Genomic DNA, 23,100 nt, shown 5'->3' on the forward strand with positions numbered 1-23,100 from the left:
GCCGATCGCCTGACCCCCGTTGGAGCGGCTAGGCGCCGACACCGTCGGACACCGGCGCCTCGGACCCGCCGAGCACCTTGCGCAGGGCCGTACGAAGGACCGAGCGGAACGCCTTCGGCACCTGGATGCGATGACGCGAACCGACCTGCAGGGTCAGGACGACGTTGGAGCCCTGCACGACGAGGGCCCAGCCGTGGATCTCCTCGATCGGCACTGTGCTGCTCCCCCCGGGGACGTCCGGGCCTTCGACGACGACGCGGTCGGGATACACGAACACGGCGTTGTGCTCGCCGGCCAGCGTCGCCGAGCACTCGAAGATGAGATCGGGGTCGAGCTCGCCGAAGAACGTGGACCAGTCGTCGTCGGGACCCAGATCGGGGGTGTCGGCGCCGGAGTCGACATCGCCGGACGGCGTCCGAGCCGTGGAGCGACCGCCCTCGGAGGACGACGGGTCACCGGACGGGAGGTCGCCGAACGAGAAGTCGTCGAACGGGTCCGTGGCGTCGTCCATCGTCGCCTGCTCCGGGTAGGAGGTGTCGCGTCGTCGCTCGGCCACGCTGCACCACCTTCCCGTTCGTTCAGTCGACATCTGTCGTGTGAGGTCAAGCTAATCATTCGAGCCCCCCGACACGCGAGCAGGTCGACTGTCCGGATAGCGAACTCTCAGGGCGGCGACCCCCGTCGATCCCCATGCTGGTGCGGATGCGTCGCGGCGGGCGCCTCTCAGAAGACGTTCCGGCGCTTGTCCACGAGACGAACGGTCACGCGCTTCGGGGTACACGACACCCGAGGTTCGCTCAGCCCCGGAGGAGGGCCATCGACTCGTCCCGCAGCAGGCGGACCATCGAGCCCGCGTCCGTCGAGGCCGGCAGGGAGACGTCGACCACGGCGGCGTCGGCGGAGACGGAGGCCCCGGTGGTCGGCGACGACGTCGGCGCGTCGACCGTGGCCCGATCCGACGGGGACGCCGACTGAGCTCCGCCGTGGGGCCCCTGGCCCCAGACGACCGTCGCGACGAAGACGCCGAGCCCGACGGTCGTCAGCATCGCGGTGCCGCGGAGGGCCCGCCAGGTCGCGCCGTGGTCGTCGCCGTGCATATCGCCCCTCTCGTCTCGACGACGCTAAGGGGCCCACATCACCGGGCGCTGGGTCTCCCCCGTCAACTCTCTGACAGCTCGTCCGTCGCCAGATCGTCGAGAGGGGCGGCGACGCGGCGCGCGGCCACGCCGTCGAGGAAGATCATGACCAATGACCGGGCCGCCCCGCGGTAGCCGGCGAACTCGGGCAGCCCCTGCGCGAGCAGCGACGCGAAGACGACGACGTCGACCGTGCGGAGGGTCGTCGAGACCGTGCCGTCGTGGCGACCACGGGCGACGAGCACGTCGACCCGCCGACGGAGCTCGCCGTCGAGACGCTCGACCTCGTGCTGCGGCAGGCCGGGAGCGCCGAACCCCGGCATCATGAGCTGCCCGCGGGCGTCGATGACCGCCTCGAAGTACGCCTCGAGGCCGGAGAGGCCGTCGAGCCCCCGGGCGATGATGGCGTCGACGACCGCGAACGACTCGCCGTACGCGCGCGTCATCACCCCCTGGGCGAGCGGCGGGGTCTCGGAGTCGGATCCAGGAGGGACGAGCCGGGGCGGAATACGGTTCACGATATGTAGCCTACGAAGAACTCGGCCCGAATGCGAGCCGACACCGCGCCTCCTCGGCTCGGAGACCCCGGCGCCCGGCTCGGCAGCGCTGCCGTCAGACGGTCGCGGGGGCGCCCGACAGCACCAGACTGCGCTCCCAGAGCCCCCGCGCCAGGTCGCGGTCGTCGGCCAGCGGGTGCAGGCGTCCGGGCGCCCGCAGGCGGTCGAAGTAGTTGCCGCTCGGCGCCGGCACCCGGGCGGCACCCGCCAGACGGACGAGCGGCTCGGCCCCCTCGTCGGTGGTGACGGCCAGACGCTTGCCGAGGGTCATGACGGCGCCCGTGCCGCCGAAGCCCGACGCGACGAAGCCCGGGTGGAACGCGAACGCCTCGACGCCCGTTCCGCGGAGGCGGCGGGCGAGCTCGCGGGTGAACAGCACGTTCTCGAGCTTCGACGCCCCGTAGGCGCGCATGCCGCCGACCCAGGGGCCGCGGACGGTGTCGAGGTCGTCGAGCCGGACGCCGCCGATCCGGTTGCCCGCGCTCGACGTCTGCACGATGCGCACCGCCCCGGCGGGCTCGGCCTCGGCGGTCTCGAGGAGGCGCGGCAGCAGCAGCGAGGTCAGCAGGAACCCCGCGAGGTGGTTGCTCTGGAACGTCGTCTCGAACCCGTCGTGCGTCGTCGTGCGCTCCGAGAAGATGCCGCCGGCGTTGTTGGCGAGCACGTGGATGCGCGGGTGGTCGGCGAGCAACGACGCGGCGAGGTCGCGCACCTGGGCCAGATCGGCGAAGTCGCTGACGTAGGCGCGCCCGCCGACCTCGGCGGCGACGGAGGTCGTGCGGTCGGGGTTGCGGCCCACGACGGCGACCTTGGCGCCGAGGCGGGACAGGGCACGGGCCGCGCTGCGGCCGATCCCCGAACTGGCACCGGTGATGACGACGGTGCGGTCGGACTGGTCACGGGCTTCGGGGAGGGTCACGGTCATGTCTGCACGCTAGGCGCACGCGCCTCCGAACGCGCCCGACGTCACGCCCGGGGCGGGAACGGCAGGAGGCGCGGTGCCGGACCGGCACCGCGCCTCCGGGACGGGGACGTCGCGTCAGAGCGTCGCGAGCGCGGCGTTCAAGGTCGCCGACGGGCGCATCACGGCCTCGGTCTTGGCGGCGTCGAGGCGGTAGTAGCCCCCGATGTCGACCGCGGTCCCCTGCGGGGCGATCAGCTCGGCGGTGATCGCGTCCTCTGCGCCGCCGAGCGTCGAGGCCAGCTCGGCGAAGGCGGCGGCCAGCTCGGCGTCGTCGGACTGGGCGGCGAGCTCGTCGGCCCAGTACTTCGCCAGGTAGAAGTGGCTGCCGCGGTTGTCGATCGTGCCGAGCTTGCGACCCGGCGACTTGTTCTCGTCGAGGAACGTGCCGGTGGCGCGGTCGAGCGTGTCGGCCAGGATCTGCGCCCGGGCGTTGCCGGTCGACGTCGCCAGGTGCTCGAAGCTGACGGCCAGCGCGAGGAACTCGCCCAGGCTGTCCCAGCGCAGGTAGTCCTGCTCGACGAGCTGCTGCACGTGCTTCGGGGCCGAGCCGCCGGCACCGGTCTCGAACAGACCGCCGCCGTTGATCAGCGGCACGACCGAGAGCATCTTGGCCGAGGTGCCGAGCTCCATGATCGGGAACAGGTCGGTCAGGTAGTCGCGGAGCACGTTGCCGGTGACCGAGATGGTGTCCTCGCCGCGTCGGATGCGCTCGAGCGAGAAGGCCATCGCGTCGACGGGCGACAGGATCTCGATCTGCAGCCCCTCGGTGTCGTGCTCGGTCAGGTACTCCCGGACGAGCCCGATCAGCGTCGCGTCGTGCGAGCGGGTCTCGTCGAGCCAGAACACGGCGGGCGTTCCGCTGGCACGGGCGCGGGTGACGGCGAGCTTGACCCAGTCGCGGATCGGGACGTCCTTCGTCTGGCAGGCGCGCCAGATGTCGCCCTCGGCGACCTCGTGCTCGATCAGCGTCTCGCCCGCCGCGGTCACCACGCGGACGGTGCCGTCGGCGTCGAGCTCGAAGGTCTTGTCGTGCGAGCCGTACTCCTCCGCAGCCTGGGCCATGAGGCCGACGTTGGGCACCGAGCCCATCGTCGACGGGTCGAAGGCGCCGTTCGCGCGGCAGTCGTCGAGCACGGCCTGGTAGATGCCGGCGTAGCTGGAGTCGGGGATGACGGCGAGCGTGTCGTGCTCGCCGCCGTCGGGACCCCACATGTGCCCGGAGGTGCGGATCATGGCGGGCATCGAGGCGTCGACGATCACGTCGGACGGCACGTGCAGGTTGGTGATGCCCTTGTCGGAGTCGACCATGGCGAGGTCGGGCCCGTCGGCGATGCCCTGGTCGAACGCGGCCGTGATGTCGTCGCCGTTCGGCAGGGCGGCCAGGCCCTGCAGGATGCCGTTGAGGCCGTTGGCGGGGTCGAGCCCGGCCGCCTCGAGGTCGGCGCCGTACTGCTCGAAGACCCGCGGGAAGAAGGCGCGGATCACGTGACCGAACAGGATCGGGTCGCTGATCTTCATCATCGTGGCCTTGAGGTGGACCGAGAAGAGCACGCCCTCGGCCTCGGCTCGCGCGATCTGCGCGGCGAGGAACTCGTGCAGCGCGGCGACGCGCAGCACGGTGCCGTCGATGACCTCGCCCTTCAGCACGGGGATCGATTCGCGCAGCACCCTGACGGCGCCGTCGGCGCCGACGAACTCGATGCGCAGCGTGTCGTCGGCCGGGAGGACGACGGTCTTCTCGTTCGAGCGGAAGTCGTCGACGCCCATGGTCGCGACGTTCGTCTTGGACTCGGGCGTCCATGCGCCCATGCGGTGCGGGTGCTTCCGGGCGTAGTTCTTGACCGAGAGCGGTGCGCGGCGGTCGCTGTTGCCCTCGCGCAGCACGGGGTTGACGGCGCTGCCCTTGACCTTGTCGTACCGGGCCTTGACGTCGCGCTCGGCGTCGGTGGCGGGCGAGTCGGGGTAGTCGGGCAGGTCGTAGCCCTTGGACTGCAGCTCGGCGATGGCGGCCTTCAGCTGCGGCATCGACGCCGAGATGTTCGGCAGCTTGATGATGTTCGCCTCGGGCGTCTTGGCGAGGTCGCCGAGCTCGGCCAGCGCGTCGCCGATGCGCTGCTCGTCGGTGAGACGCTCCGGGAACTGGCTGATGATGCGGCCGCCGAGCGAGATGTCGCGGGTCTCGACGTCGACCCCCGCGGTCTTGGCGTACGCCTGGATGATGGGAAGGAACGAGTAGGTCGCCAGCAGCGGCGCCTCGTCCGTGAGCGTGTAGATGATCTTGGCCATGACGGCGGGTACTCCCTCGTGTCGCTCGTGCGTGCGTTCGGCCCCAGGCTACCCGGCGGAGGTCTCTCGATGTCGAGAGACCCGGCCGACTCAGCCCAGCACCCGACGGGCCGCCGCCTCGACCGCCCCGGCGTCGACTCCGCGCAGGTGCAGCAGCTCGGGGCCCGAGCCCGACTCGCCGAACTCGTCGATGCCGACCACCTCGCCGTCGAGCCCCGCGTAGCGGTACCAGGGCTGACGACTGCCCGCCTCGATCGCGACGCGGGCGCGCAGCCCGCGCGGCAGGACCTCGGCGCGGTAGTCGGCCGGCTGCTGCTCGAACCATTCGAGGCAGGGCATCGAGACGACCCGGACGGCCACGCCCTCGTCGGCGAGCCGGCGGGCGACCCCGAGGGCCACGTGCACCTCGCTGCCCGACGCGACGAGCGCGAGCTCGTCGCCGCTGCCGGACCGCCAGAGGACGTAGCCGCCGCGCGCGGTGCCGACCTCGGACGCCTCGCCGCCGCCGAGGTCGGGCAGCGCCTGACGGGAGAGGACGAAGGCGGTGGGGCCGTCCGCGGTGGCCAGCACGCGCCTCCAGACCGCCACGACCTCCCGCGCGTCGGCCGGGCGCACGACGTCGAGACCGGGGACGGTGCGGAGCGAGGCGGTCTGCTCGACCGGCTGGTGCGTGGGGCCGTCCTCGCCGACGGCCACGGAGTCGTGCGTGTACACGTAGAGCGCCGGCAGACCCATCAGGGCGGCGAGGCGGATGCTCGGCCGGGCGTAGTCGCTGAACGCCAGGTACGTCGAGCCGTAGGGCCGCCACAGACCGTGCAGCGCCACACCGCTCAGCATCGCGGTCATGGCGTGCTCGCGGATGCCGAAGTGGACGAAGTCGCCGCCCGGCGTCGCACGGTCGACGGCGCGGCCGACCACGGCCACGTTGGTCGAGGACGAGAGGTCGGCCGATCCGCCCCACAGGCCGGCGACCTCGCGCGCGGCCGCGAGGGCCGCCCCCGAGGTCGTGCGCGTGGCGGCTCCGTCGTCGACGGCGACCGTGGCGAGCGCGTCGGCGAGCGCCGCCGGGTCCGCCCCGGCCGCCCCGGCCACCAGGGCGTCGCGCCGGCCCGCGAGGTCGGGGCGGGCTCCGCGCCAGGCGGCCTCGGCGGCGTCCCACTCGCGGTGGAGCGCGGCGCCCCGGTCGCGGGCGAGCAGCCCGGTCGCCCGGACGTCGTCGGGCAGCAGGTCGTGCAGGCCGGCGTCGGGGGCGAAGCCCAGGGCGGCCTTGACCGCCGAGACCTCGTCGGCGCCGAAGCCGCCCGAGTGGGCCGCGGGGGTGCCGCCGCGCAGCACGGAGGGCGCGCCGATCACCGTCCGGACGGCGACGAGGGCGGGGCGACCGTCCCGGCGACGCGCCTCCTCGAGGGCCGATCGCAGCGCGTCGAGGTCGGTGGCGTCGTCGACGTCGATCACCGACCAGCCGTAGGCGCGGTACCGGGCGCGGACGTCCTCCGAGAAGGCGAGGTCGGTGCCGCCGTCGATCGTGATGCGGTTGTCGTCCCAGACGAGCACGAGGTTCTCGAGGCCGAGGGTGCCGGCGAGGCTCGACGCCTCGCCCGAGACCCCCTCCTGCAGGCAGCCGTCGCCGGCGATGGCCCAGACGGTGGGGTCGAAGAGGCCGGCGCCCGCGCCGTGCAGCGCCTCGTCGCGACGGGCGGCGAGGGCGAGACCGACGGCGGAGGCCACGCCCTGCCCGAGGGGTCCGGTGCTCATCTCGACGCCGGGCGTGTGGTGCAGCTCGGGGTGGCCGGGGGTCCGCGACCCGAGCGTGCGGCTGAGGGCCAGCTCGTCGAGCTCGAGGTCGTAGCCGGTCAGCACGAGCTGCGTGTAGAGCAGCAGGCTGGCGTGGCCGGCCGAGAGCACGACCCGGTCGCGACCGGTCCACTCGGGGTCGGCGGGGTCGTGGCGCAGCACGTGCTGCCAGAGCACGTGGGCGGTCGGCGCGAGCGCCATGGCGGTGCCGGCGTGCCCGTGCCCCTTGGCCTGGACGACCTGCGCCGGGATCGCGACGGCGGCGGCGACCAGGCGCGCCTCGAGGTCGGGGCCGCTGTCGGGCGCCGCCCCGCGGCTAGGGTCGGTCGAGCGGATGTCGGGGTCGTCGTTGGCCATTCGTCCACATTCGTATACAAATAGACCAAAGTCAACCGAAGCGAGGAGACACCGTGGCGCGAACACCCAAGACCCCGTCGACGGGCTCGGGTGTCGTCCTCGACCTGATCCGACGGGGCGAGGCGACGACCCGCTCCGAGCTGATCGACGGGCTGGGCTGGTCGCGGGTCACCCTCGCCCGCCGACTCGACGACCTGCTCGAGGCCGGGTTCATCGTCAGCGCGGGTCAGCTCAGCTCGAGCGGCGGCCGCCCGCCCGAGGAGTTCGCCGTCGCGGCCGACGCCGGCGTGATCCTCGCGATCGACATCGGCGGATCGCACACCCGCGTCGGCGTCACCGACCTCGTCTCGACCGTGCTCAGCGAGGACGAGGCCGACATCGGCCTGCACGACGGACCCGACGAGATCTTCAGCTGGGCGATCCAGGTCTTCGACTTCCTCCTCGCCGACCTGGGCCGCAGCCGCGCCGACGTGCGCGCCATCGGCATCGGCGTGCCCGGCCCGGTCGACGCCGTGACGGGGCGCCTGGGCAGCCCGCAGCTCGATCCCCGCTGGGAGGAGGTGCGGGTCGACGACTACTTCACCGGCTTCGACGCGGTCTTCGCCGTCGACCGCGACGTCAACATCCTCGCGGTCGGCGAGTCCCGGCTGAGCTGGCCCGAGTACTCGCACCTCACGGTGGTCAAGGTGGGCATGGGCGTCGGCTGCGCCTTCGTGCTCGACGGCCACGTCTACCGAGGAGCCCGAGGAGGCGCGGGTCAGCTGAGCGCGCCCCGCGACCCCGGCTCGCCCCTCCACCGTCTCGAGCTCGACGCGAGCGGGGCGACGATCCGCCAGGCGCTCCGCGACCAGGGCCGCGACATCTCGACCAGCGCGGACATCGTGGCGGCGGCGCGGGCCCACGATCCGGTCGTGCTCGCCCAGCTCGAGGAGGTCGGCACCCGCATCGGCGACGCGCTCGCGGACGTGGTCGGGCTGCTGAACCCGCAGGCGGTCATCATCGGCGGGAACCTCGCCGAGACGGGAGAGCGCCTGGTCGCCGGCATCCGGTCGGCCCTGCTGACCGGCACGCACGACTTCTCGCGGCGCGGGCTCGTCGTCGAGCGCGCCCGCCTGGGCGACAAGGCCGGGGTGCGCGGGGCCTCGCTGATGGCGCAGGACGCCCTCTTCGACATCGCCCGCGTCAGCGCGGCCACGAGCCGACGCGGCCCCGCGAGCTGACGCACCGCGGTGACTTTAGAACACGAGTGGTCAAAAGCCGCTTTTCGGGTTAGGCTCGGGCACCAGTCGACGAGGCACCTCTTCGACGACACCTGCTGCCCTGGGCGGCGCCGAGCGAAGGAGCCCGACATGCCTGTCGACCTGGCCGAAGAACTCCCCGTCGAATCCGTCGTCACCGGGGCGCACGCCGCCGACTGGCGCGACGCCCTCCGCCTCGCGGGCGACGGGCTGGTCGCCTCGGGCGCCACGACCGCCGCCTACACCGACGAGATGATCGCGGCCGTCGACGAGCTCGGGCCCTACATCGTCATCGCGCCCGGGCTCGCCCTGGCGCACAGCCGCCCCTCCCCCGCCGTCTCGCGCACCGGGCTCTCCTGGGTCGGGCTCGCCGAGCCCGTCGCCTTCGGTCACAAGACGAACGACCCCGTCGACCTGGTGATCGGCCTCGCCGCCCTCGACCACGACGGACACATCGAGGTCATGTCGGCCCTCGCGGGCGTGCTCGCCGACGAGGCCGGGCTCGCCGCGCTGCGGGCCGCCGAGTCGCCCGACGAGGTGCTCCGCACCCTGCACGAGCTGGCCGACGCCGCGAACGCCTCCTGACCACCCCACGAACCACCTCTGCTCGAAAGGAACATCCCATGAAGATCATCACCGTCTGCGGCATGGGGATCGGCACCTCGGTCCTGCTCAAGATGAACGCCGAGAAGGCGCTGCGCGCCCTCGACATCGACGCCGACGTCGAGGCGGCGGACATCGGCACCGCCCGCGGCGCCGCGCGCACCGCCCAGCTCGTGCTCACCTCCGAGGACCTCGTCGAGGAGCTCGGTCAGGTGCCCGCCAAGGTCGTCGTCATCGACAACTTCACCAACGTCGCCGAGATCCAGGCGAAGATCCAGGACTCGATCGCCTGACCCCGGGTCGGCTGATCGAGAAGAGAAAGAACTAAGGAGTCCCAATGGAGTGGCTGGTCGTCGTACTCGACTTCATCGGCATGCAGATCCTCAACGTGCCCGCCTACCTGATCGGCATCATCACCGCGATCGGTCTGATCGCGCTGCGTCGCAACGCCGGACAGATCGTGGGAGGCGCGCTCAAGGCCGCCCTCGGGTTCCTGATCCTGGGGGCGGGCGCGACGGTGGTCACCGGTGCGCTCGACCCGCTCGGCACGCTGATCCTGGCGGTGACGGGCGCCCAGGGCGTCATCCCCACCAACGAGGTCATCGCGGCCGTCGCCCAGGAGCAGTACGGCGCGCAGAGCGCGTACGTGCTGGTGCTCGGCTTCCTGGTGATGCTCGCCCTCGCGCGCTTCACCCCGCTGAAGTACATCTTCCTCACCGGGCACCACATGGTCTTCATGTCGGTGATGCTGACCGTCGTGCTGTCGGTCGGCCTCGGCAGCGGCCTGAGCTGGCTCACCGTCGTGCTCGGCGCCGTGCTGCTCGGCGTGATCATGGTGGTCATGCCGGCGCTCGCGCAGCCGTTCATGAAGAAGATCACCGGCGACGACTCGATCGCCATCGGCCACTTCGGCACGCTCGGCTACCTGGCCGCCGGCGCGACCGGCGTCGCCGTGGGCGGCAAGAGCAAGTCCACGGAGGAGATCAAGTTCCCCCAGGGGCTGAAGTTCCTCCGCGACTCGATGGTCGCCACGAGCCTCTCGATGGTGCTCATCTACCTGGTCTTCACCGTCTGGGCGCTGATCGCCCTGCCGCAGTCCGAGGCCTTCGAGATCTTCGGCGTCACCGACGCGGGCGCGTTCATCATGGCCGGCTTCGCGCAGGCGCTGCAGTTCGGCGTCGGCGTCGCGATCATCCTCTACGGTGTCCGCACCGTGCTGGGCGAGCTCGTGCCCGCGTTCCAGGGCATCGCCGAGAAGGTCGTGCCGGGCGCCAAGCCCGCGCTCGACATCCCGCTGATCTTCCCGTACGGGGCCAACGCGGTGCTGATCGGATTCCTGTCGTCGTTCGCCGGCGGCCTCGTGGCCCTCGCCGTCCTGGCCTCGTGGCTGAACCCGGTCTTCGGGCTGGCGCTCATCCTGCCCGGCATGGTGCCGCACTTCTTCACCGGTGGTGGAGCGGGCGTCTTCGGCAACGCGACGGGCGGCCGCAAGGGCGCCGTGCTCGGCGGCTTCGTCAACGGTCTGATCATCACGTTCCTGCCGGCCATCCTGCTGCTCGTGCTCGGCAACCTGGGCTTCGCGAACAGCACGTTCGGCGACGCCGACTTCGGCTGGTTCGGAACGGTCATCGGCGTGAGCTTCCTCGGCGGCCCCCTGGTCGGCGTGATCATCAGCCTCGCCGTCGGCGCCGCGCTCGTCATCGGCGCGTCGATCTACCAGATCAAGCTCGTCGACGGCGGCTGGGTCCCCGGTGCGAAGCGCGACGCGCGCCTCGCCGCCGAGCAGGCCGACGCCGACGCGGCGAAGGCGACCAGCGCCTCCTCGGGCACCCGCTAGCAGCGGCCCCGGGGCGACGCCCCGCATCGGACAGAGCTCAGGCCCCCGTGATCGCACGGGGGCCTGAGCTCTTCCTCATGGTGCTCCGGTCAGCGCGGGATGACCGAGAAGAGGAACCGCTTCCGCACCATCCACCACAGCAGCATGATCACCACGGTGTGGATGGCCGTGCCGACGAGGACGTCCGTGCGGTCGAGCCCCGGGATCGACGCCACCGCGAGGGCGAAGAAGACCTGCCAGATGAACACGTAGAGGCTCGCCTGGCCGAGCGGGATCCACAGCCAGCCGAGGGCGGCCGAGATGGGCTTCCAGAACACGGTGAGGATCGCGTAGACGCAGACGACCACCAGGGCGACGTCCACCAGCCGGCCCCACTGCATGTCGACCCGCTGGTAGCCGGTCGCGTAGAGGGTGTCGTAGATCGACGTCGGGATCGGCCCCAGATCGAACCCGTAGGCGTGCCCGGCCCAGATCAGCCCGAGGAACCCGGCGTAGCCGACCACGCCCACGCCGACCAGCACCTTGCCGAGCGTGGTCGTCAGCGCGCGGACGATCTGCGCCCGGTAGTTGCCGATCACGAGCCCGTGGGTGAAGAGCACCTGCCAGGCGAAGAGCGGGAACACCGCCTCGAACTGCGAGGGCAGCAGCTGGATGTCGGGGCGGAACACGCCGAGCAGGTAGACCGCCCAGCTGGCGCCGAGCACGATCCACCAGCCGCCGCGCTTGACCAGCCACATGAGCGCCGGGATCGTCAGGCTCAGCACGACGAAGAGCCCCATGATGTTGAACGGCCACGGACCCATCTCGAGCAGCAGCAGCTGCCGGATCGCGTACCACGGCGGCGGGTAGTCGAGCAGACGGTCGGCGTTGGGGTAGAGGTCGTAGACGCGCCCCATGGCGCCGCTGCCGGTCGACCCGGTCCCCCGGTCGGTGAAGGTCGTGATCTCGGCGGTGTTCAGGAACGGCACGAAGCTCAGCGCGAAGACGATCAGGATGACCGCCAGGGTCACCACGTACTGCTTCCGCGCCCGGACGAAGGCGCCGATCGCCGCCGTCTTCTCGCCGAACTTCTTGACCCCGAGCGGGTAGACCATGCCGAGCACGAGGCCGCTCAGGAAGACGAACATCTCGGCGCCGGTGATCGCGCCGACCGCCTTCAGGGTCACGAACGAGTACGGACCGGCCACCTCGATGTGCGTGATGACCACGGCGAGGATGATGAACCCGCGGAACAGGTCGATGCGCAGGTCGCGCCCGGGCTTGCCGTCGTCGGGGTAGCGCCAGCGCGGCAGCAGCCGGCCGACGAGGCCGCTGAGCAGGAACGCCAGGGCGAGGGCGACGGCGAGGCCGACGATCCAGCCCATCTCGTCGCCGCCGCCGTCGCGCACCTGCACGGTGGCGGCGTCGCCGTCGGCGGGTGTGACCCGGTCGGTGACCGGGCCGAGGACGATGTCGTCGCTCGCCTCGAGGTCGGTCCGCAGCGACCCGGCTATCCCGTCGACCTCCGTCGCGCGCCAGTCGACCTCGCGGCCTCCGGCCTCCGCCTCGTCGCGGACGGTCTCGAGCCAGGTCACGCCGGCGATCCGCGGGTGGTCGGGCAGGGTGTCGAGGACCTGACGCCACCAGCCCTGCTTGACGTCGAGCTCGGCCGCGCCGTCGAGGCCGGGCGCGTAGAGGGCGCCGGTGTCGAGGAGCATCGGCCGGTCGAGACCGACGGCGAACCGCTCGTAGAAGTCGCCGGACTGCGGCTCGGCGTAGCCCCAGCTCTCGTCGAACCGCTGCTGCACCTCGCCCGCCGTCGGCGCCTGGTTCTCGACGAGCGGCACGCTCGTGCCCGCCGCGGTCGAGGCGTCGCCCTTGGCGAAGTAGAACATCGACAGGCCGACCCAGTCGACGGCGTCGTCTCCCGGGTAGTACGGGCCGTACGGGTCGTCGGCCTCGGTGACGGTGCCGTTCGCGTCGGTGTCGAGGATGCTCTCGTCACGGGCGTCGGTCGCGTCCAGGCGCCCGTCGGCGTCGGTGAACGGATAGCCCGCTCCGTACGACGGCGCCCAGACCATCCGGGCCTCCGACGAGCCCGCGTGCACGACGTCGGCGAACTGCGAGAAGGCGCGGACGAACTCGGTCGGCTGCTGCCCCCAGGTCTGCCAGCTGCCGTTCATCTCGGGGGCGAACCGGACGAGCTGCAGGGTGCCGTACTGGTCGTGGATCTCGGTCAGCAGATCGTCGGCGCGGCCCGCCTCGTCGGCGTCCAGCGCGGCGAGGTCCTCCGACGGCTCGAGGCTGACGACGAGCACGGCCCCCTGGGCGGCCGCCGCCCGGGCGGAGGTGCGCCACCGCTCCGCGGCGTCGCGGTCGAGCGGGTAGTCGATGTTGACGCCGTACAGCGACGGCGTCGCCCCCAGCCGGCCCTCGTAGCCGTCGGGGGCGTCCGAACCCCAGTCGAGGTCCGGCCCGAACCAGGCCCCCTGCGCAGGAGGCGCGGTGTCGGCACTCGCGGACACCGCGCCTCCCAGGGCCATCGGCACCACCGCGACGGCCGCCGCGAGCGCGGCGACGGCGCGGAGCGCCAGGCGTCTCACCGCCGGCACACGAGCGTCCAGATGTTCCGGCCTCCTTCGTGGGAGTAGTCGAGGCTCTCGAGGCTGAGCAGCGCGAGCGCGAGGCCCCGCCCGTCCTCGTCCTCGAGGTCGGCCATCGACACCGAGCTGAGGTCGATCTCGGCGGGCAGCCCGTTGTCGTTGAAGACCGCGGTCAGGCGCTCGTCCTCCGCCCGGAGCTCGAGGGTGAAGCGGCGTCCTTCGGCTCCTCCGGCGCTGTCGGCGCGGATCGAGTGCTCGATGACGTTCGCGGCGATCTCGACGATGGCGGTCTCGAAGGGGAAGCGCACCTCCATCGAGTCGATGCCGAGGGCGGACCACCAGGCCTCGAAGGTGTTCTGCACCAGGTCGATGCTCTCGGGCACCGCGGCCACGTCGATGACGCTGACGCCGTCGCTCTCAGTCATGGAGGGCTTCCTCGACGGAGGCGCGGGGCTGGAGGATGCGGTCGAGGTTCGTCAGGCGCAGCACCATCGACACCTGCTCGGTCGGGGCCACGAGGCGGAGGTCACCACCCGCCTGGCGGGCCGACTTGAGGCACGACACGAGGGCGCCGAGCCCGGAGGAGTCGACGAAGGTGGTGCCCGAGAGGTCGACGACGATCAGGCGGTCGCCGGCCTCGATGCGGGCGGCCACCGCCTGTCGCAGCTCGGGGGTGGACACGACGGTGAGTCGCCCCTGGGGCGAGATCACGCATCCGCCCTCGACGGGCTCGATGCCGATGGTCATCATGATGATTCCTTGTCTCGGGACCCCTGCGGCCCCGGGTAGAGAACGGCTCGGACGATGATGCTGAAGATCACCAGGTCGAAGACGACCCAGAGGATGTTCACCAACGGCGCGACGCCGTCGGCCTGTCCGGTCAGGTATCGGATGCCGACCAGCACGAGGGCGGCCACGAGGCAGCCCATCGCCCAGAGCTGCGGCGTGATGAGGTCCCAGCGGCGGCTGGTGGCCGTCGGACGGGTCTTGGGGGTCACCGAGAAGCCGAGGGCGCGGCCGCGGTAGACGTTCTGGAACGCGGTGGTGACCGAGGCGATCCACACGGGGAACAGCGCGAGCGAGTACTGCTGCCCGCGCCAGGTCGGCCGCCCGGCGGCGACAACCCAGAACAGCGCCTGGTTCAGCACGAGGAACGGGATGAGCCGGGCGAAGAAGTCGACGCTGTAGGCCGTCACGGGGACGACGCCGAACGAGAGGCAGAGGACGGGCGCGGCGATGTAGACCACTGCGGCGAAGCCCGAGAGGTAGCTCCACATGGTCGAGAAGTACATGAGGCGCTGTCCCCACGACAGCCCCTTCTGCACGAGGGGGTTCTCGCGGAAGAAGACCTGCATCGTGCCCTGGGCCCAGCGGAGGCGCTGCGTCATCATCGTCGAGAGGTCCTCCGGCGCGAGGCCGATCGCGAGGATCTCGTCGTGGTAGACGGACTTCCAGCCGAGCCCGTGGAGGCGCATGGCCGTCGCCATGTCCTCCGTCACCGAGATCGTCGCCAGGGGCATGATCGCCTGGGCCTCGTCGCCGCGGTCGACGTCGAGCGCGTTGACGAGCATCGAGATCGACTCGATCGCCTGCAGGGGCGACGCCGAGCGCTGGCTGAGCAGGTCGAGGGCGGCCTGGTCGAGGGCGTCGAAGGTGTCGGGGCCGACCGACATGGCGGCGAGCTCGGCGAGGTCGCTCTGCATGGCGGCGACGTCGGCGTCGGCGAACCGGAACGCGATGGCGTCGATACCGCGCTGGAACCGGTACGTGATGTCGCCGAAGCCGTCGCCGCGCGCGATCTCGACCCGCGCCCGCTCGACGATGGTCTCGGCCTCGTCGAGCACCTCGAGCACGCGCGGCTGGTCGACGGCCTCCTCTCGGGCGCGGGCGATCAGCCGGCTGGACGTCTTGACCGCGCGACGCACGGCGGCCTCGACCTCGGCGGCGTATCTCGACACGCCCAGCTGCATGAGCGCCTCCCGGCGCAGCACCGCGTTCGAGCCGCAGAAGAACGCGCTGTTCCAGCCGTCCTTCGACTGCTGGATCGGCCCGTAGAACAGCGGAGCCTGGCTGCCGAGCGGGTCGGACTCCGGCACGTTCTCGAACCACTGCGGGGTCTGCACCAGCGCGGTCTTCTCGTCCTTGAAGTAGCCGAGGGTGCGGTGCAGGATCGACGGGTCGGGCACCTGATCGGCGTCGAGGATGAGCAGGAACTCCCCGTCGGTCGCCAGCAGCGCGTTGTTGAGGTTGCCGGCCTTGGCGTGCCGGGGGCGGTCGACCCAGTCGCCCGATCGCGTGATCACGCCGATCCCCGCGGCCTCCGCCGCGGCGCGGATCTCGTCGCGGCCGCCGTCGTCGAGGATCCAGGTCGTGTGGGGGTAGCTGATGGCCTTCGCCGCGAGGGCGGTGCGCATGACGAGCTCGACGGGCTCGTTGTAGGTGGTGACGAAGACGTCGACGGTGACGGTCGTCTCGGGCGAGTCGGTGGACGGCGCCGCCGGCGGCTCGCCGCGCTCGCGCAGGCGCCAGGCGCCGAGGCCGAAGAGCAGCGAGTCGATCACGCTGTACGTCTCGGCGACGATCAGCGGCACGGCGATCCACCACGACGACCAGTTCACCGACACGGCCCAGCGCCACACGATGTAGTTGATGCCGGCCAACGAGGCGAGCAGCACGATGATCCGGATCGGCACGATCCGTCTGCTGGCGGTCGACCGGCCGAGGAGGCGCTGGTCGCGTCGGGTGAGGAGGTCGGTCATGGCCGCCGGTCCAGCACCACCACGGTGACGTCGTCCCGGGCGATGCGCTCGCGGGCCATCAGGGTGATCGTGTCGACGAGGTCGGGGGCGTCGGACCGTTCTCCGTCGCCCGACCGCGAGATGAGGGAGCCCACCTCGTCGACCCAGCCGAGCTCGTCCTCGAGGACGTCGAGCACGCCGTCGCTCATCACCACGAGCCGGTCGCCGGGCAGCAGGCGCGTGGTGAGCGCCTCGTGCGGCTGCGCCTCGAGGCCGATCGGCAGGTCGGCGCCCATCAGCTGCTCGATCGTGCCGTCGGAGCGGACCAGGAGGGCCAGGCCGGAGCCGGCGTCGACGTAGGTGAGCTCGTCGGTGTCGAGGTCGAGCACGGCGTGGAAGTAGGTGACGAAGGAGCCGGCCCGCTGCAGGTCGGCGAGCACGGCCCGCTCGATCGCGTCGACGGCGGTGCCGAGCGCGCGCCCGCCCGAGATGGTCGGCGAGACGGCGCGGCAGGCGGAGCGGATCGACGATCCGAGGATGGCGGCCCCCACGCCCTTGCCCATGACGTCGCCGACGGCGACGTGCACGTGCCGGCCGACGACGCCGTAGTCGAAGTAGTCGCCGCCGACGCTGAGCGACGGCAGGCAGACGCCTTCGACGTGCACGTCGTCGATCTCGAGCGGAGCCTCGGGCAGGAGCGCCTGCTGGGTGGCCCGCGACTGGGCCGACTCGGCGTCGGCGAGCAGCTCGCTCTGCGCCCACGCCGCGAGGTCCTGGAACTCGGCCATCTCGGCGGGGGTCAGCTGCCGCGGCTCCTTGTCCATGAGGCAGAACGAGCCGACGACGTTGCCGGAGCCGTCCTTCAAGGGGTGCCCGACGTAGAAGCCGAGGTCGTTGGCGAGGAACGCCTCGATGTCGGCGAAGCGCGGATCGAGGCGGGCGTCGTCGGTGGTGATGATCTCGCCGGTGTCGGTGACCAGCCGGCACGGGGTGTCGCCGCGGCCCGAGACCGGGACGTCGAAGCCGTCGCGCCCGAGGTAGAGCGCACGGTCGTGGTCCATCACGGTGACCGACGACATCGGCACCCCGAAGATGGAGCGCGCCATGCGCGTGATGCGATCGAGCCGCGGATTGCGGTCGGTGTCGATGACACCCAGGCTCTCCACCGCACGCTGGCGGCGAGCCTCACGAGTCGACTCCTGCATCGCTGCCCTCCCCTTCGGGCTAACTCTAAACACATCACGGGCCCGAGGTGAGCCCCTGGACGAGGTCCCGTGGCCCCATTTCTGGATGCGTGAAGAGAAGGTGAGCGATGCGCGCGTCAGCGAGCGGCGAGGGCGGCGACCACGGAGGCGGCGCCCTCGGGGTCGTCGATGGTCACGGCGACCGCGCTGCCGTCGCGGCGGCGGACGACGAGCCCCGGGCGGCGACCTGTGACGTAGGCGGTGCCGCGCCCCGAGAAGCGCAGCCCCCAGCCGCCCCAGGACATCGGGTCGATGGTCTCGGTCTCGGCCGACGCGACGTCGGCGAGACGCACCCGCAGCAGGCGGACGCCCACCAGGGCCGAGACGAGCCGCACGCCCCGGCGGTCGACGGTCAGCCGCACACGACCGAGGGCGAGCACCAGCAGACCGGCCAGCAGACCGACGACCGGTCCGACCACGCCCGCCGCGCCTCCGGCTCGGATGCCGACGACGCCCATCACGACCATCCCGGCGACGAGCGCCACGCCGAGCACCGTGAACGGCACGCTGCCGGTCGTGCCCGACCAGGCGACGCGCTCCCCCGGACGCAGCGGGACGGGGGCGATCGGGTCGTGGTCGTCGTCGAGCACGGGCACGGGTTCGAGACGGGCGCCGCTGCCGGTCGAGAGCAGACCGACGACGACGCCCCAGGCGAGACCGACCACGGCGAGCGCCGGGGTCCATCCCGCGACGGCCTCCTCGGGCGTCGGAGCCGCCGCCGTGGCGAGGGCGGTGGCGATCCAGGTGCAGGCGGCCAGGCCGGCGAAGGAGGCCGCGCCTCCTGCGGTCATCCGCGACGGCCGCCCGTGGCGGGTCAGGGCGGCCACGACGGCGACCGCCGTCAGCACCGCGACGATGCCGGAGACCACGGCGAACGACGACCACGTGCCCGAGAAGCCGTCCGCGGGGCCGCTGCCCGACCAGTGCCGCGCGATCGTGTCGCCGAGGCGGGGCCCGATCACGACGGCGCCGACGGCGAGTGCCGCGGCCGGGGCGAGGGCCGCGAGGATCGCCCCGATCGTGCGGAGGAGGTTCACGCGGTCGACGGCGTGCGGTTCACCTGGCGTGGTCCGGTGGTCGGTGGTCATGTCATCCCCCTGATGATCGTGGCGAGGTCGATGGGCCCGATGCCGAGCCGGGCGGCGTCGCGGATCAGCGCCGCCGCCGCGTCGTACAGTGCCGCCGTCGGGCCGTCGGCTCCGCCGATCACGACAGCCCCGCGCCCCCGACGGAGCTCGATCAGGCCGGCGGTGCGGAGGGCGTCGTAGGCCCGCAGCACGGTGTGCATGTTGATGCCGAGCGCCGCCGCCAGATCGCGGGCCGAGGGCAGCCGCTCGCCCACGGCGACGCTGCCGTCGGCGATGCCGCGCCTCACCTGCGCCGCCACCTGGTCGGCGAGCGGCACCTCCGACGCGGGGTCGAGCCTGATGAGCATGTTCTATGTCTACTAGAACAATGCGCGGCACGGCAAGAGGGGCCGCCCGTCAGGGGTCGTTAGCCTGGCGGTCCGCCCTCCGCCCGAACGGACCCCCTGCCATGACCCCGCTCGTCGCCTGGCTCGAACGTCGCCAGGTCGCGCTGTACCTCGCGGGTATCGCGGGAGCGGGGGCGGTGGGCGTCCTCGTCCCGGGGGCGCGCCTCCTCGGTCCGGCCATCGAGCCCGTGCTGGGGCTGCTGCTCTACGCGACGTTCCTGGGGGTGCCGTTCGCGACGATCGGACGATCGCTGCGCGACGGTCGGTTCCTGGCCGCGGTCGGGGTGGTGAACTTCGTCGTGGTCCCGGTGATCGCATTCGCCCTGTCGCGCCTGGTCGCCGACCGCCCGGCTCTGATCTTCGGGGTGCTGCTCGTGCTGCTGACGCCGTGCGTCGACTACGTGATCGTGTTCACGGGCCTCGCCGGGGGCGCCGCCGAACGACTGCTCGCCGCGGCCCCGCTGCTGATGCTGGCGCAGCTCGCGCTCCTGCCGGCGTACCTGCTGCTGATCGTGGGGCCGGCGGGCGTCGCCGTGATCGAGATCGAGCCGTTCGCCCGGGCGTTCCTGCTGCTGATCGCGCTGCCGATGGCAGCGGCGGCCCTGACCCGGCGATGGGCGGCGCGACGACGTGCGGGCAGAGCCGTCGAGCGCGTGGTCTCGGGATCGATGGTGCCGCTGATGATCGCGACCCTGGTCGTGGTCGTCGCGTCGCAGGCGGGAGCCGTGGGCGATTCCGCGGCCGACCTGGTCGCGGTGGTGCCGGTCTTCGTCGCATTCGTGGTCGTCATGGTCGGTGTCGGGTCGCTGTTCGGCCGGGTGCTCCGCCTCGACGTCCCGGCCCGACGGGCGCTGCTGTTCAGCGGGGTGACGCGCAACTCGCTGGTGGTGCTGCCGCTCGCCCTCGCGCTGCCGGCCTCGCTGGCGCTCGCGCCCGTCGTCGTCGTCACGCAGACGCTCGTCGAACTGGTCGCGATGGTGGTGCTGGTGCGGGTCGTGCCGCGTCTGGTCAGGGAGCCGTCGGCGCCGGGAAGACCACCCGCGCGCTGAGACCGCCCGAAGGAGGCGCGTCGAGCATCAGCGTCGCGCCGTGCGTCTCGGCGATGGCCGCCACCAGGGCCAGGCCGAGGCCGTGCGAGCCCGCCACCCGGCCCGCCGGCCGGTGGAAGGGCTCGGTCAGACGCGGCACCTCGGCCGGATCGAGCACCGCTCCGCCGTTCGCGACGAGCAGCGTCGGCTCCCCCGAGGCGCCCGTGCCGACCGTCACCTCGAGCCACCCGCCGGGCTCGTTGTGGCCGATGCCGTTGCGCACCAGGTTGCCGACGAGCACGGTGAGCAGGGCGCGGTCGCCGGCCACCCGCGTGGGGCGGGCGGTGCAGCGCAGCTCGACCCGCGCCTCCTCGGCGGCGGGCGCCGTGGCTCCACGGACGTCGGCGATCACCGCGGCGAGGTCGACGGGGTCGGAGGCGACGCCGTCGCCGGACTGCACGTCCGACAGGGTGAGCAGCGCCTCCACGGTCGCGATGCTGCGAGCGTTCATCTCGCGGAGGCGACGGGTCAGCCCGCCCGTCGTCGGAGCCGGCGAGTCGGGCGGGTCGGCGGAGTCGACGCCCTCGACCGCGAGGGCGGCGTCGAGCATCGCCTGGGTCGTGGCGAGCGGCGTGCGCAGCTCGTGCGACGCGTTGGCGGCGAACCGGCGCTGGGCCTCGTACGAGCGGTCGAGCCGGTCGAGCATGTCGTCGAAGGTGGTCGCGAGGCGGCCGAACTCGTCGTCCGCGCGGCCGGGAGCGAGAGCCGCCAGGCGCTGACGGAACGACCCCGCCGCACCGTGCTCGGCCTCGCGCGCCGCGGTGGCCAGATGCTCGACCGGGCGGAGGAGGCGCCCGGCCACGACCCAGCTCAGCCAGACCCCGACCACCAGGGCGACCGCGAAGACGATCGACGACGTGGTCAGGAGCACGCGGAGCAGGTCGCCCTCGCCGGTGATCGTGAGCGAGGTCGCGATCTCCCCGGCCCCGGACGGCAGGCGCTCCTCGCCGGCCACGGACTCGGCGGCCGGCGCCCAGGTGGCCATCGACGACGGCACCTCCCCCGACGCCCCGGTCGTCGTCCGCAACGCCGTGATGCGGTAGTCGGGCACGAAGCGCATCACCAGGAGCACCGAGGCCACGATTGACAGGCCGACGACCGTCAGCACGGCGCTGAACGTCGCGGTGAGCCGGAGACGGGCGCTGCCTCGGGGGATCGACCCGCGCCTCCTCGGCGTCTCGGTCGCGTCGGGGGTCTCGGTCGCGTCGGGGATCCCGGTCGTCATGACGCGACCCCGCCGTCGGGTGCGGACGCCGCCTCGCCGGCCCCGGCGGCGATGCGGTAGCCGCTGCCCGACACCGTCTGGATCAGCCACGGCTCGCCGAGGCGCCGCCGGAGGTTCGAGATCGTGACCCGCACCGAGTTCGTGAACGGGTCGGCGTTCTCGTCCCAGGCCTTCTCGAGCAGGCGCTCGGCGCTGACCACGCCGCCGTCGGCCGCCAGCAGCACGCCGAGCACCGCGAACTCCTTGCGGGTGAGCTTGACGTAGCGGCCGCCGCGGAAGACCTCGCGTCGGAACGGGTCGTAACGCAGGTCGCCGCACACCGTGACCGGCGGACGGGCCTGCCGGGGGCGACGCGCGAGGGAGCGCAGCCGGGCGATCAGCTCGGGGAACTCGAACGGCTTCGCGAGGTAGTCGTCGGCGCCCAGCTCGAGACCGTCGACCTTGTCGCGCGTGCGTCCGGCCGCCGTCAGCATCAGGATGCCCGGGCCGTCGCCGGCCTCCGCGACCGAGGCGCAGACGTCGTCGCCGTGCGTGCCCGGCAGGTCGCGGTCGAGCAGCACGACGTCGTAGTCGTTGACGGCGATGGCCTCGAGGGCGGCGTCGCCGTCGTGCACGACGTCGACCGCCATCGCGTGACGCTCGAGCACCGTCTGGACGGCCTCGGCGAGATAGGCCTCGTCTTCGGCGATGAGTACGCGCACGGGGGCTCCGATTCCGGTCGTCAGGGGCGGAAGATGAATATCTGTCTATCGATGGTGACATGTCGGACGTGACGGAAAGGTAAAGCGGGCTGCTTACGGGCCGGCAACGAGCCGTGCGGTGATCTGGACGCCGTCGCCCGCCGCGGGCGGCCCGTGACCACCCGTCACGGCCATCACCTCGGACAGATCAGGAGCCCCGCTCATGCCCCGAACCCGCACCTCCCTCACCGCCGCGCTGCCGCTGCTCGTCGTCGCCCTCGCCGGGTGCGCGACGCAGGACGGCGGAACCGCCGACGACGCCACCGGGACGACGTCCGAATCGCGGACCGTCGCCGAGGCCCGGGCCTGGGACCTCGAGAACGCGAGCTGCCTGCGCGAGGCCGGCGTCGACATCGGCGACCCCTCGGGCGACGGCGGCGGCATGGCGATCTCGCTCGGCGACGACCTCGACATGGACGCCCTCTCGGCCGCCGCCGAGAGCTGCCGGGAGTCGACGGAGGACAAGCTCGGCGAGCGCCCCGCCACGGCGTCCGAGAAGGAGAGCCGCGAGGAGTTCGAGGCCGCGCTGCGCGAGTCGACGCGGTGCCTGCGCGACAAGGGCTTCGACGTGCCCGACCAGCTCGACGGGACCGGCGGCACGGACTCGATGGACGACGTCCCCGAGGACGTCCTCGAGGAGTGCGGCGCCTTCGGCGGCATGGCGACGACGGTGGCCCCGTGAGGCGCTCGCGCCGCGTCGTCGTCGGGGCGTCCGCGGCGACCCTGGCCCTCGCGGGCGCCGCCGTCGCGACCGCGCTGACGATCGGCCTGCCCGGGCGGACGGGAACGGCCGACGCCGAGGCGAGCACGACGACTCCCCGCACGGCCACGGTCGAGCAGGGCACCCTGACGGGCACGACCACGAAGACGGGCGAGCTGAGCCGGCTCGACGGCCCCGCCATCGTCGGCTCGGCGCCCGGCACGATCACCTGGCTGCCCTCGGTCGGCGACGACCTCGCCGCCCGCGGCGAGCTCTATCGCGTCGACGACGACCCGGTGACCGCGTTCGAGGGCGAGCTGCCGCAGTGGCGGGCCTTCGAGCAGGGCATGACGCCGGGTCCGGACGTGAGGCAGGTCGAGGAGAATCTGAAGGCCTGGGGCTACTTCACGGGCACGCCCGACGAGACCTTCGGCTGGCTCACCTCGAGCGCCATCTCAGCCTGGCAGAAGGACACCGGACAGACGCGCACCGGCTCGATCGAGCTCGGCGCCCTGCAGTTCGTCACGGGGTAGTTCA

Annotated in this window: 22 protein-coding genes; 7 read left to right on the forward strand and 15 right to left on the reverse strand. The window is 72.4% G+C overall.

The annotated features are described in order from the left end of the window. Positions 1-28: 28 nt before the first annotated feature. The 6 genes from FFA01_RS06350 to FFA01_RS06375 form a co-directional block, all read right to left on the reverse strand. A complete protein-coding gene (locus tag FFA01_RS06350; RefSeq protein WP_146854139.1) occupies positions 29-556 on the reverse strand; it encodes a hypothetical protein in 528 nt (175 codons plus the stop codon). Positions 557-797: 241 nt separating this feature from the next. Beyond that, positions 798-1,097, reverse strand: coding sequence for a hypothetical protein (locus tag FFA01_RS06355; RefSeq protein ID WP_146854141.1), 300 nt, complete (start codon positions 1,095-1,097; stop codon positions 798-800). A gap of 62 nt (positions 1,098-1,159) precedes the next feature. Next, positions 1,160-1,654: a hypothetical protein gene (locus tag FFA01_RS06360; protein WP_146854143.1), complete on the reverse strand. Its 495-nt coding sequence runs from the start codon at positions 1,652-1,654 to the stop codon at positions 1,160-1,162. 94 nt (positions 1,655-1,748) lie between these two features. Next, on the reverse strand, positions 1,749-2,618 hold the full coding sequence (locus FFA01_RS06365; RefSeq protein WP_146854145.1) for an SDR family NAD(P)-dependent oxidoreductase: 870 nt from the start codon (positions 2,616-2,618) through the stop codon (positions 1,749-1,751). A 114-nt stretch (positions 2,619-2,732) separates the two neighbouring features. Beyond that, positions 2,733-4,943 carry an NADP-dependent isocitrate dehydrogenase gene (locus tag FFA01_RS06370; protein ID WP_146854147.1) on the reverse strand — a complete coding sequence of 737 codons (2,211 nt, stop codon included), beginning with the start codon at positions 4,941-4,943 and terminating at the stop codon, positions 2,733-2,735. Between the two features lie 90 nt (positions 4,944-5,033). Continuing rightward, on the reverse strand, positions 5,034-7,094 hold the full coding sequence (locus FFA01_RS06375; RefSeq protein WP_146854149.1) for a transketolase family protein: 2,061 nt from the start codon (positions 7,092-7,094) through the stop codon (positions 5,034-5,036). A gap of 53 nt (positions 7,095-7,147) precedes the next feature. Here FFA01_RS06375 and FFA01_RS06380 point away from each other — a divergent pair, with 53 nt between their 5' ends. From FFA01_RS06380 to ulaA, 4 genes are all read left to right on the forward strand, one after another. Continuing rightward, positions 7,148-8,314, forward strand: coding sequence for an ROK family transcriptional regulator (locus FFA01_RS06380; RefSeq protein WP_146854151.1), 1,167 nt, complete (start codon positions 7,148-7,150; stop codon positions 8,312-8,314). Between the two features lie 129 nt (positions 8,315-8,443). Beyond that, the gene (locus FFA01_RS06385) at positions 8,444-8,917 is read left to right on the forward strand and encodes a PTS sugar transporter subunit IIA (protein ID WP_146854153.1); all 474 of its coding nucleotides are present in this window, start codon (positions 8,444-8,446) and stop codon (positions 8,915-8,917) included. Between the two features lie 38 nt (positions 8,918-8,955). Beyond that, positions 8,956-9,228, forward strand: a complete 273-nt coding sequence (locus FFA01_RS06390; RefSeq protein ID WP_146854155.1) for a PTS sugar transporter subunit IIB — start codon at positions 8,956-8,958, stop codon at positions 9,226-9,228. Between the two features lie 44 nt (positions 9,229-9,272). Continuing rightward, complete coding sequence (gene ulaA / locus FFA01_RS06395) at positions 9,273-10,772, forward strand: PTS ascorbate transporter subunit IIC (protein ID WP_146854157.1); 1,500 nt, start codon at positions 9,273-9,275, stop codon at positions 10,770-10,772. An 89-nt stretch (positions 10,773-10,861) separates the two neighbouring features. Here ulaA and opgC read toward each other — a convergent pair whose 3' ends face one another. The 7 genes from opgC to FFA01_RS06430 form a co-directional block, all read right to left on the reverse strand. Then, positions 10,862-13,354, reverse strand: a complete 2,493-nt coding sequence (opgC, locus tag FFA01_RS06400; protein WP_244289727.1) for an OpgC domain-containing protein — start codon at positions 13,352-13,354, stop codon at positions 10,862-10,864. Next, the gene (locus FFA01_RS06405; protein ID WP_146854159.1) at positions 13,351-13,779 is read right to left on the reverse strand and encodes an ATP-binding protein; all 429 of its coding nucleotides are present in this window, start codon (positions 13,777-13,779) and stop codon (positions 13,351-13,353) included. The genes opgC and FFA01_RS06405 overlap by 4 nt, the downstream gene beginning before the upstream one ends. Continuing rightward, positions 13,772-14,104: an STAS domain-containing protein gene (locus tag FFA01_RS06410; protein ID WP_146854161.1), complete on the reverse strand. Its 333-nt coding sequence runs from the start codon at positions 14,102-14,104 to the stop codon at positions 13,772-13,774. The genes FFA01_RS06405 and FFA01_RS06410 overlap by 8 nt, the downstream gene beginning before the upstream one ends. After that, a complete protein-coding gene (locus FFA01_RS06415) occupies positions 14,101-16,113 on the reverse strand; it encodes a glycosyltransferase (protein WP_146854163.1) in 2,013 nt (670 codons plus the stop codon). Before FFA01_RS06415 ends, FFA01_RS06410 begins: the two co-directional genes overlap by 4 nt. Next, positions 16,110-17,297, reverse strand: a complete 1,188-nt coding sequence (locus tag FFA01_RS06420; RefSeq protein WP_259394290.1) for a PP2C family protein-serine/threonine phosphatase — start codon at positions 17,295-17,297, stop codon at positions 16,110-16,112. The genes FFA01_RS06415 and FFA01_RS06420 overlap by 4 nt, the downstream gene beginning before the upstream one ends. Before the next feature lie 116 nt (positions 17,298-17,413). Beyond that, positions 17,414-18,424, reverse strand: a complete 1,011-nt coding sequence (locus FFA01_RS06425) for a DUF1648 domain-containing protein (RefSeq protein ID WP_146854165.1) — start codon at positions 18,422-18,424, stop codon at positions 17,414-17,416. Then, the gene (locus FFA01_RS06430; RefSeq protein WP_146854167.1) at positions 18,421-18,771 is read right to left on the reverse strand and encodes a GntR family transcriptional regulator; all 351 of its coding nucleotides are present in this window, start codon (positions 18,769-18,771) and stop codon (positions 18,421-18,423) included. Before FFA01_RS06430 ends, FFA01_RS06425 begins: the two co-directional genes overlap by 4 nt. Before the next feature lie 101 nt (positions 18,772-18,872). On the opposite strand from FFA01_RS06430, the gene FFA01_RS06435 reads away from it, so the two are divergent. Next, on the forward strand, positions 18,873-19,859 hold the full coding sequence (locus tag FFA01_RS06435) for a bile acid:sodium symporter (protein ID WP_146854169.1): 987 nt from the start codon (positions 18,873-18,875) through the stop codon (positions 19,857-19,859). Here FFA01_RS06435 and FFA01_RS06440 read toward each other — a convergent pair. Both FFA01_RS06440 and FFA01_RS06445 read right to left on the reverse strand, forming a co-directional pair. Continuing rightward, positions 19,819-21,123: a sensor histidine kinase gene (locus FFA01_RS06440; RefSeq protein ID WP_146854171.1), complete on the reverse strand. Its 1,305-nt coding sequence runs from the start codon at positions 21,121-21,123 to the stop codon at positions 19,819-19,821. The two genes, FFA01_RS06435 and FFA01_RS06440, sit on opposite strands and share 41 nt — an antisense overlap. Beyond that, entirely contained in the window at positions 21,120-21,824 is a 705-nt protein-coding gene (locus FFA01_RS06445; protein ID WP_146854175.1) for a response regulator transcription factor, read from the reverse strand. The genes FFA01_RS06440 and FFA01_RS06445 overlap by 4 nt, the downstream gene beginning before the upstream one ends. A 202-nt stretch (positions 21,825-22,026) precedes the next feature. Here FFA01_RS06445 and FFA01_RS06450 point away from each other — a divergent pair, with 202 nt between their 5' ends. Both FFA01_RS06450 and FFA01_RS06455 read left to right on the forward strand, forming a co-directional pair. After that, positions 22,027-22,545, forward strand: a complete 519-nt coding sequence (locus FFA01_RS06450) for a YiiG family protein (RefSeq protein WP_146854177.1) — start codon at positions 22,027-22,029, stop codon at positions 22,543-22,545. Next, a complete protein-coding gene (locus FFA01_RS06455; protein ID WP_146854179.1) occupies positions 22,542-23,096 on the forward strand; it encodes a peptidoglycan-binding domain-containing protein in 555 nt (184 codons plus the stop codon). The genes FFA01_RS06450 and FFA01_RS06455 overlap by 4 nt, the downstream gene beginning before the upstream one ends. Positions 23,097-23,100: the final 4 nt, after the last annotated feature.

It is taken from the genome of Frigoribacterium faeni (assembly GCF_007988805.1).
Lineage (GTDB): Bacteria > Actinomycetota > Actinomycetes > Actinomycetales > Microbacteriaceae > Frigoribacterium > Frigoribacterium faeni.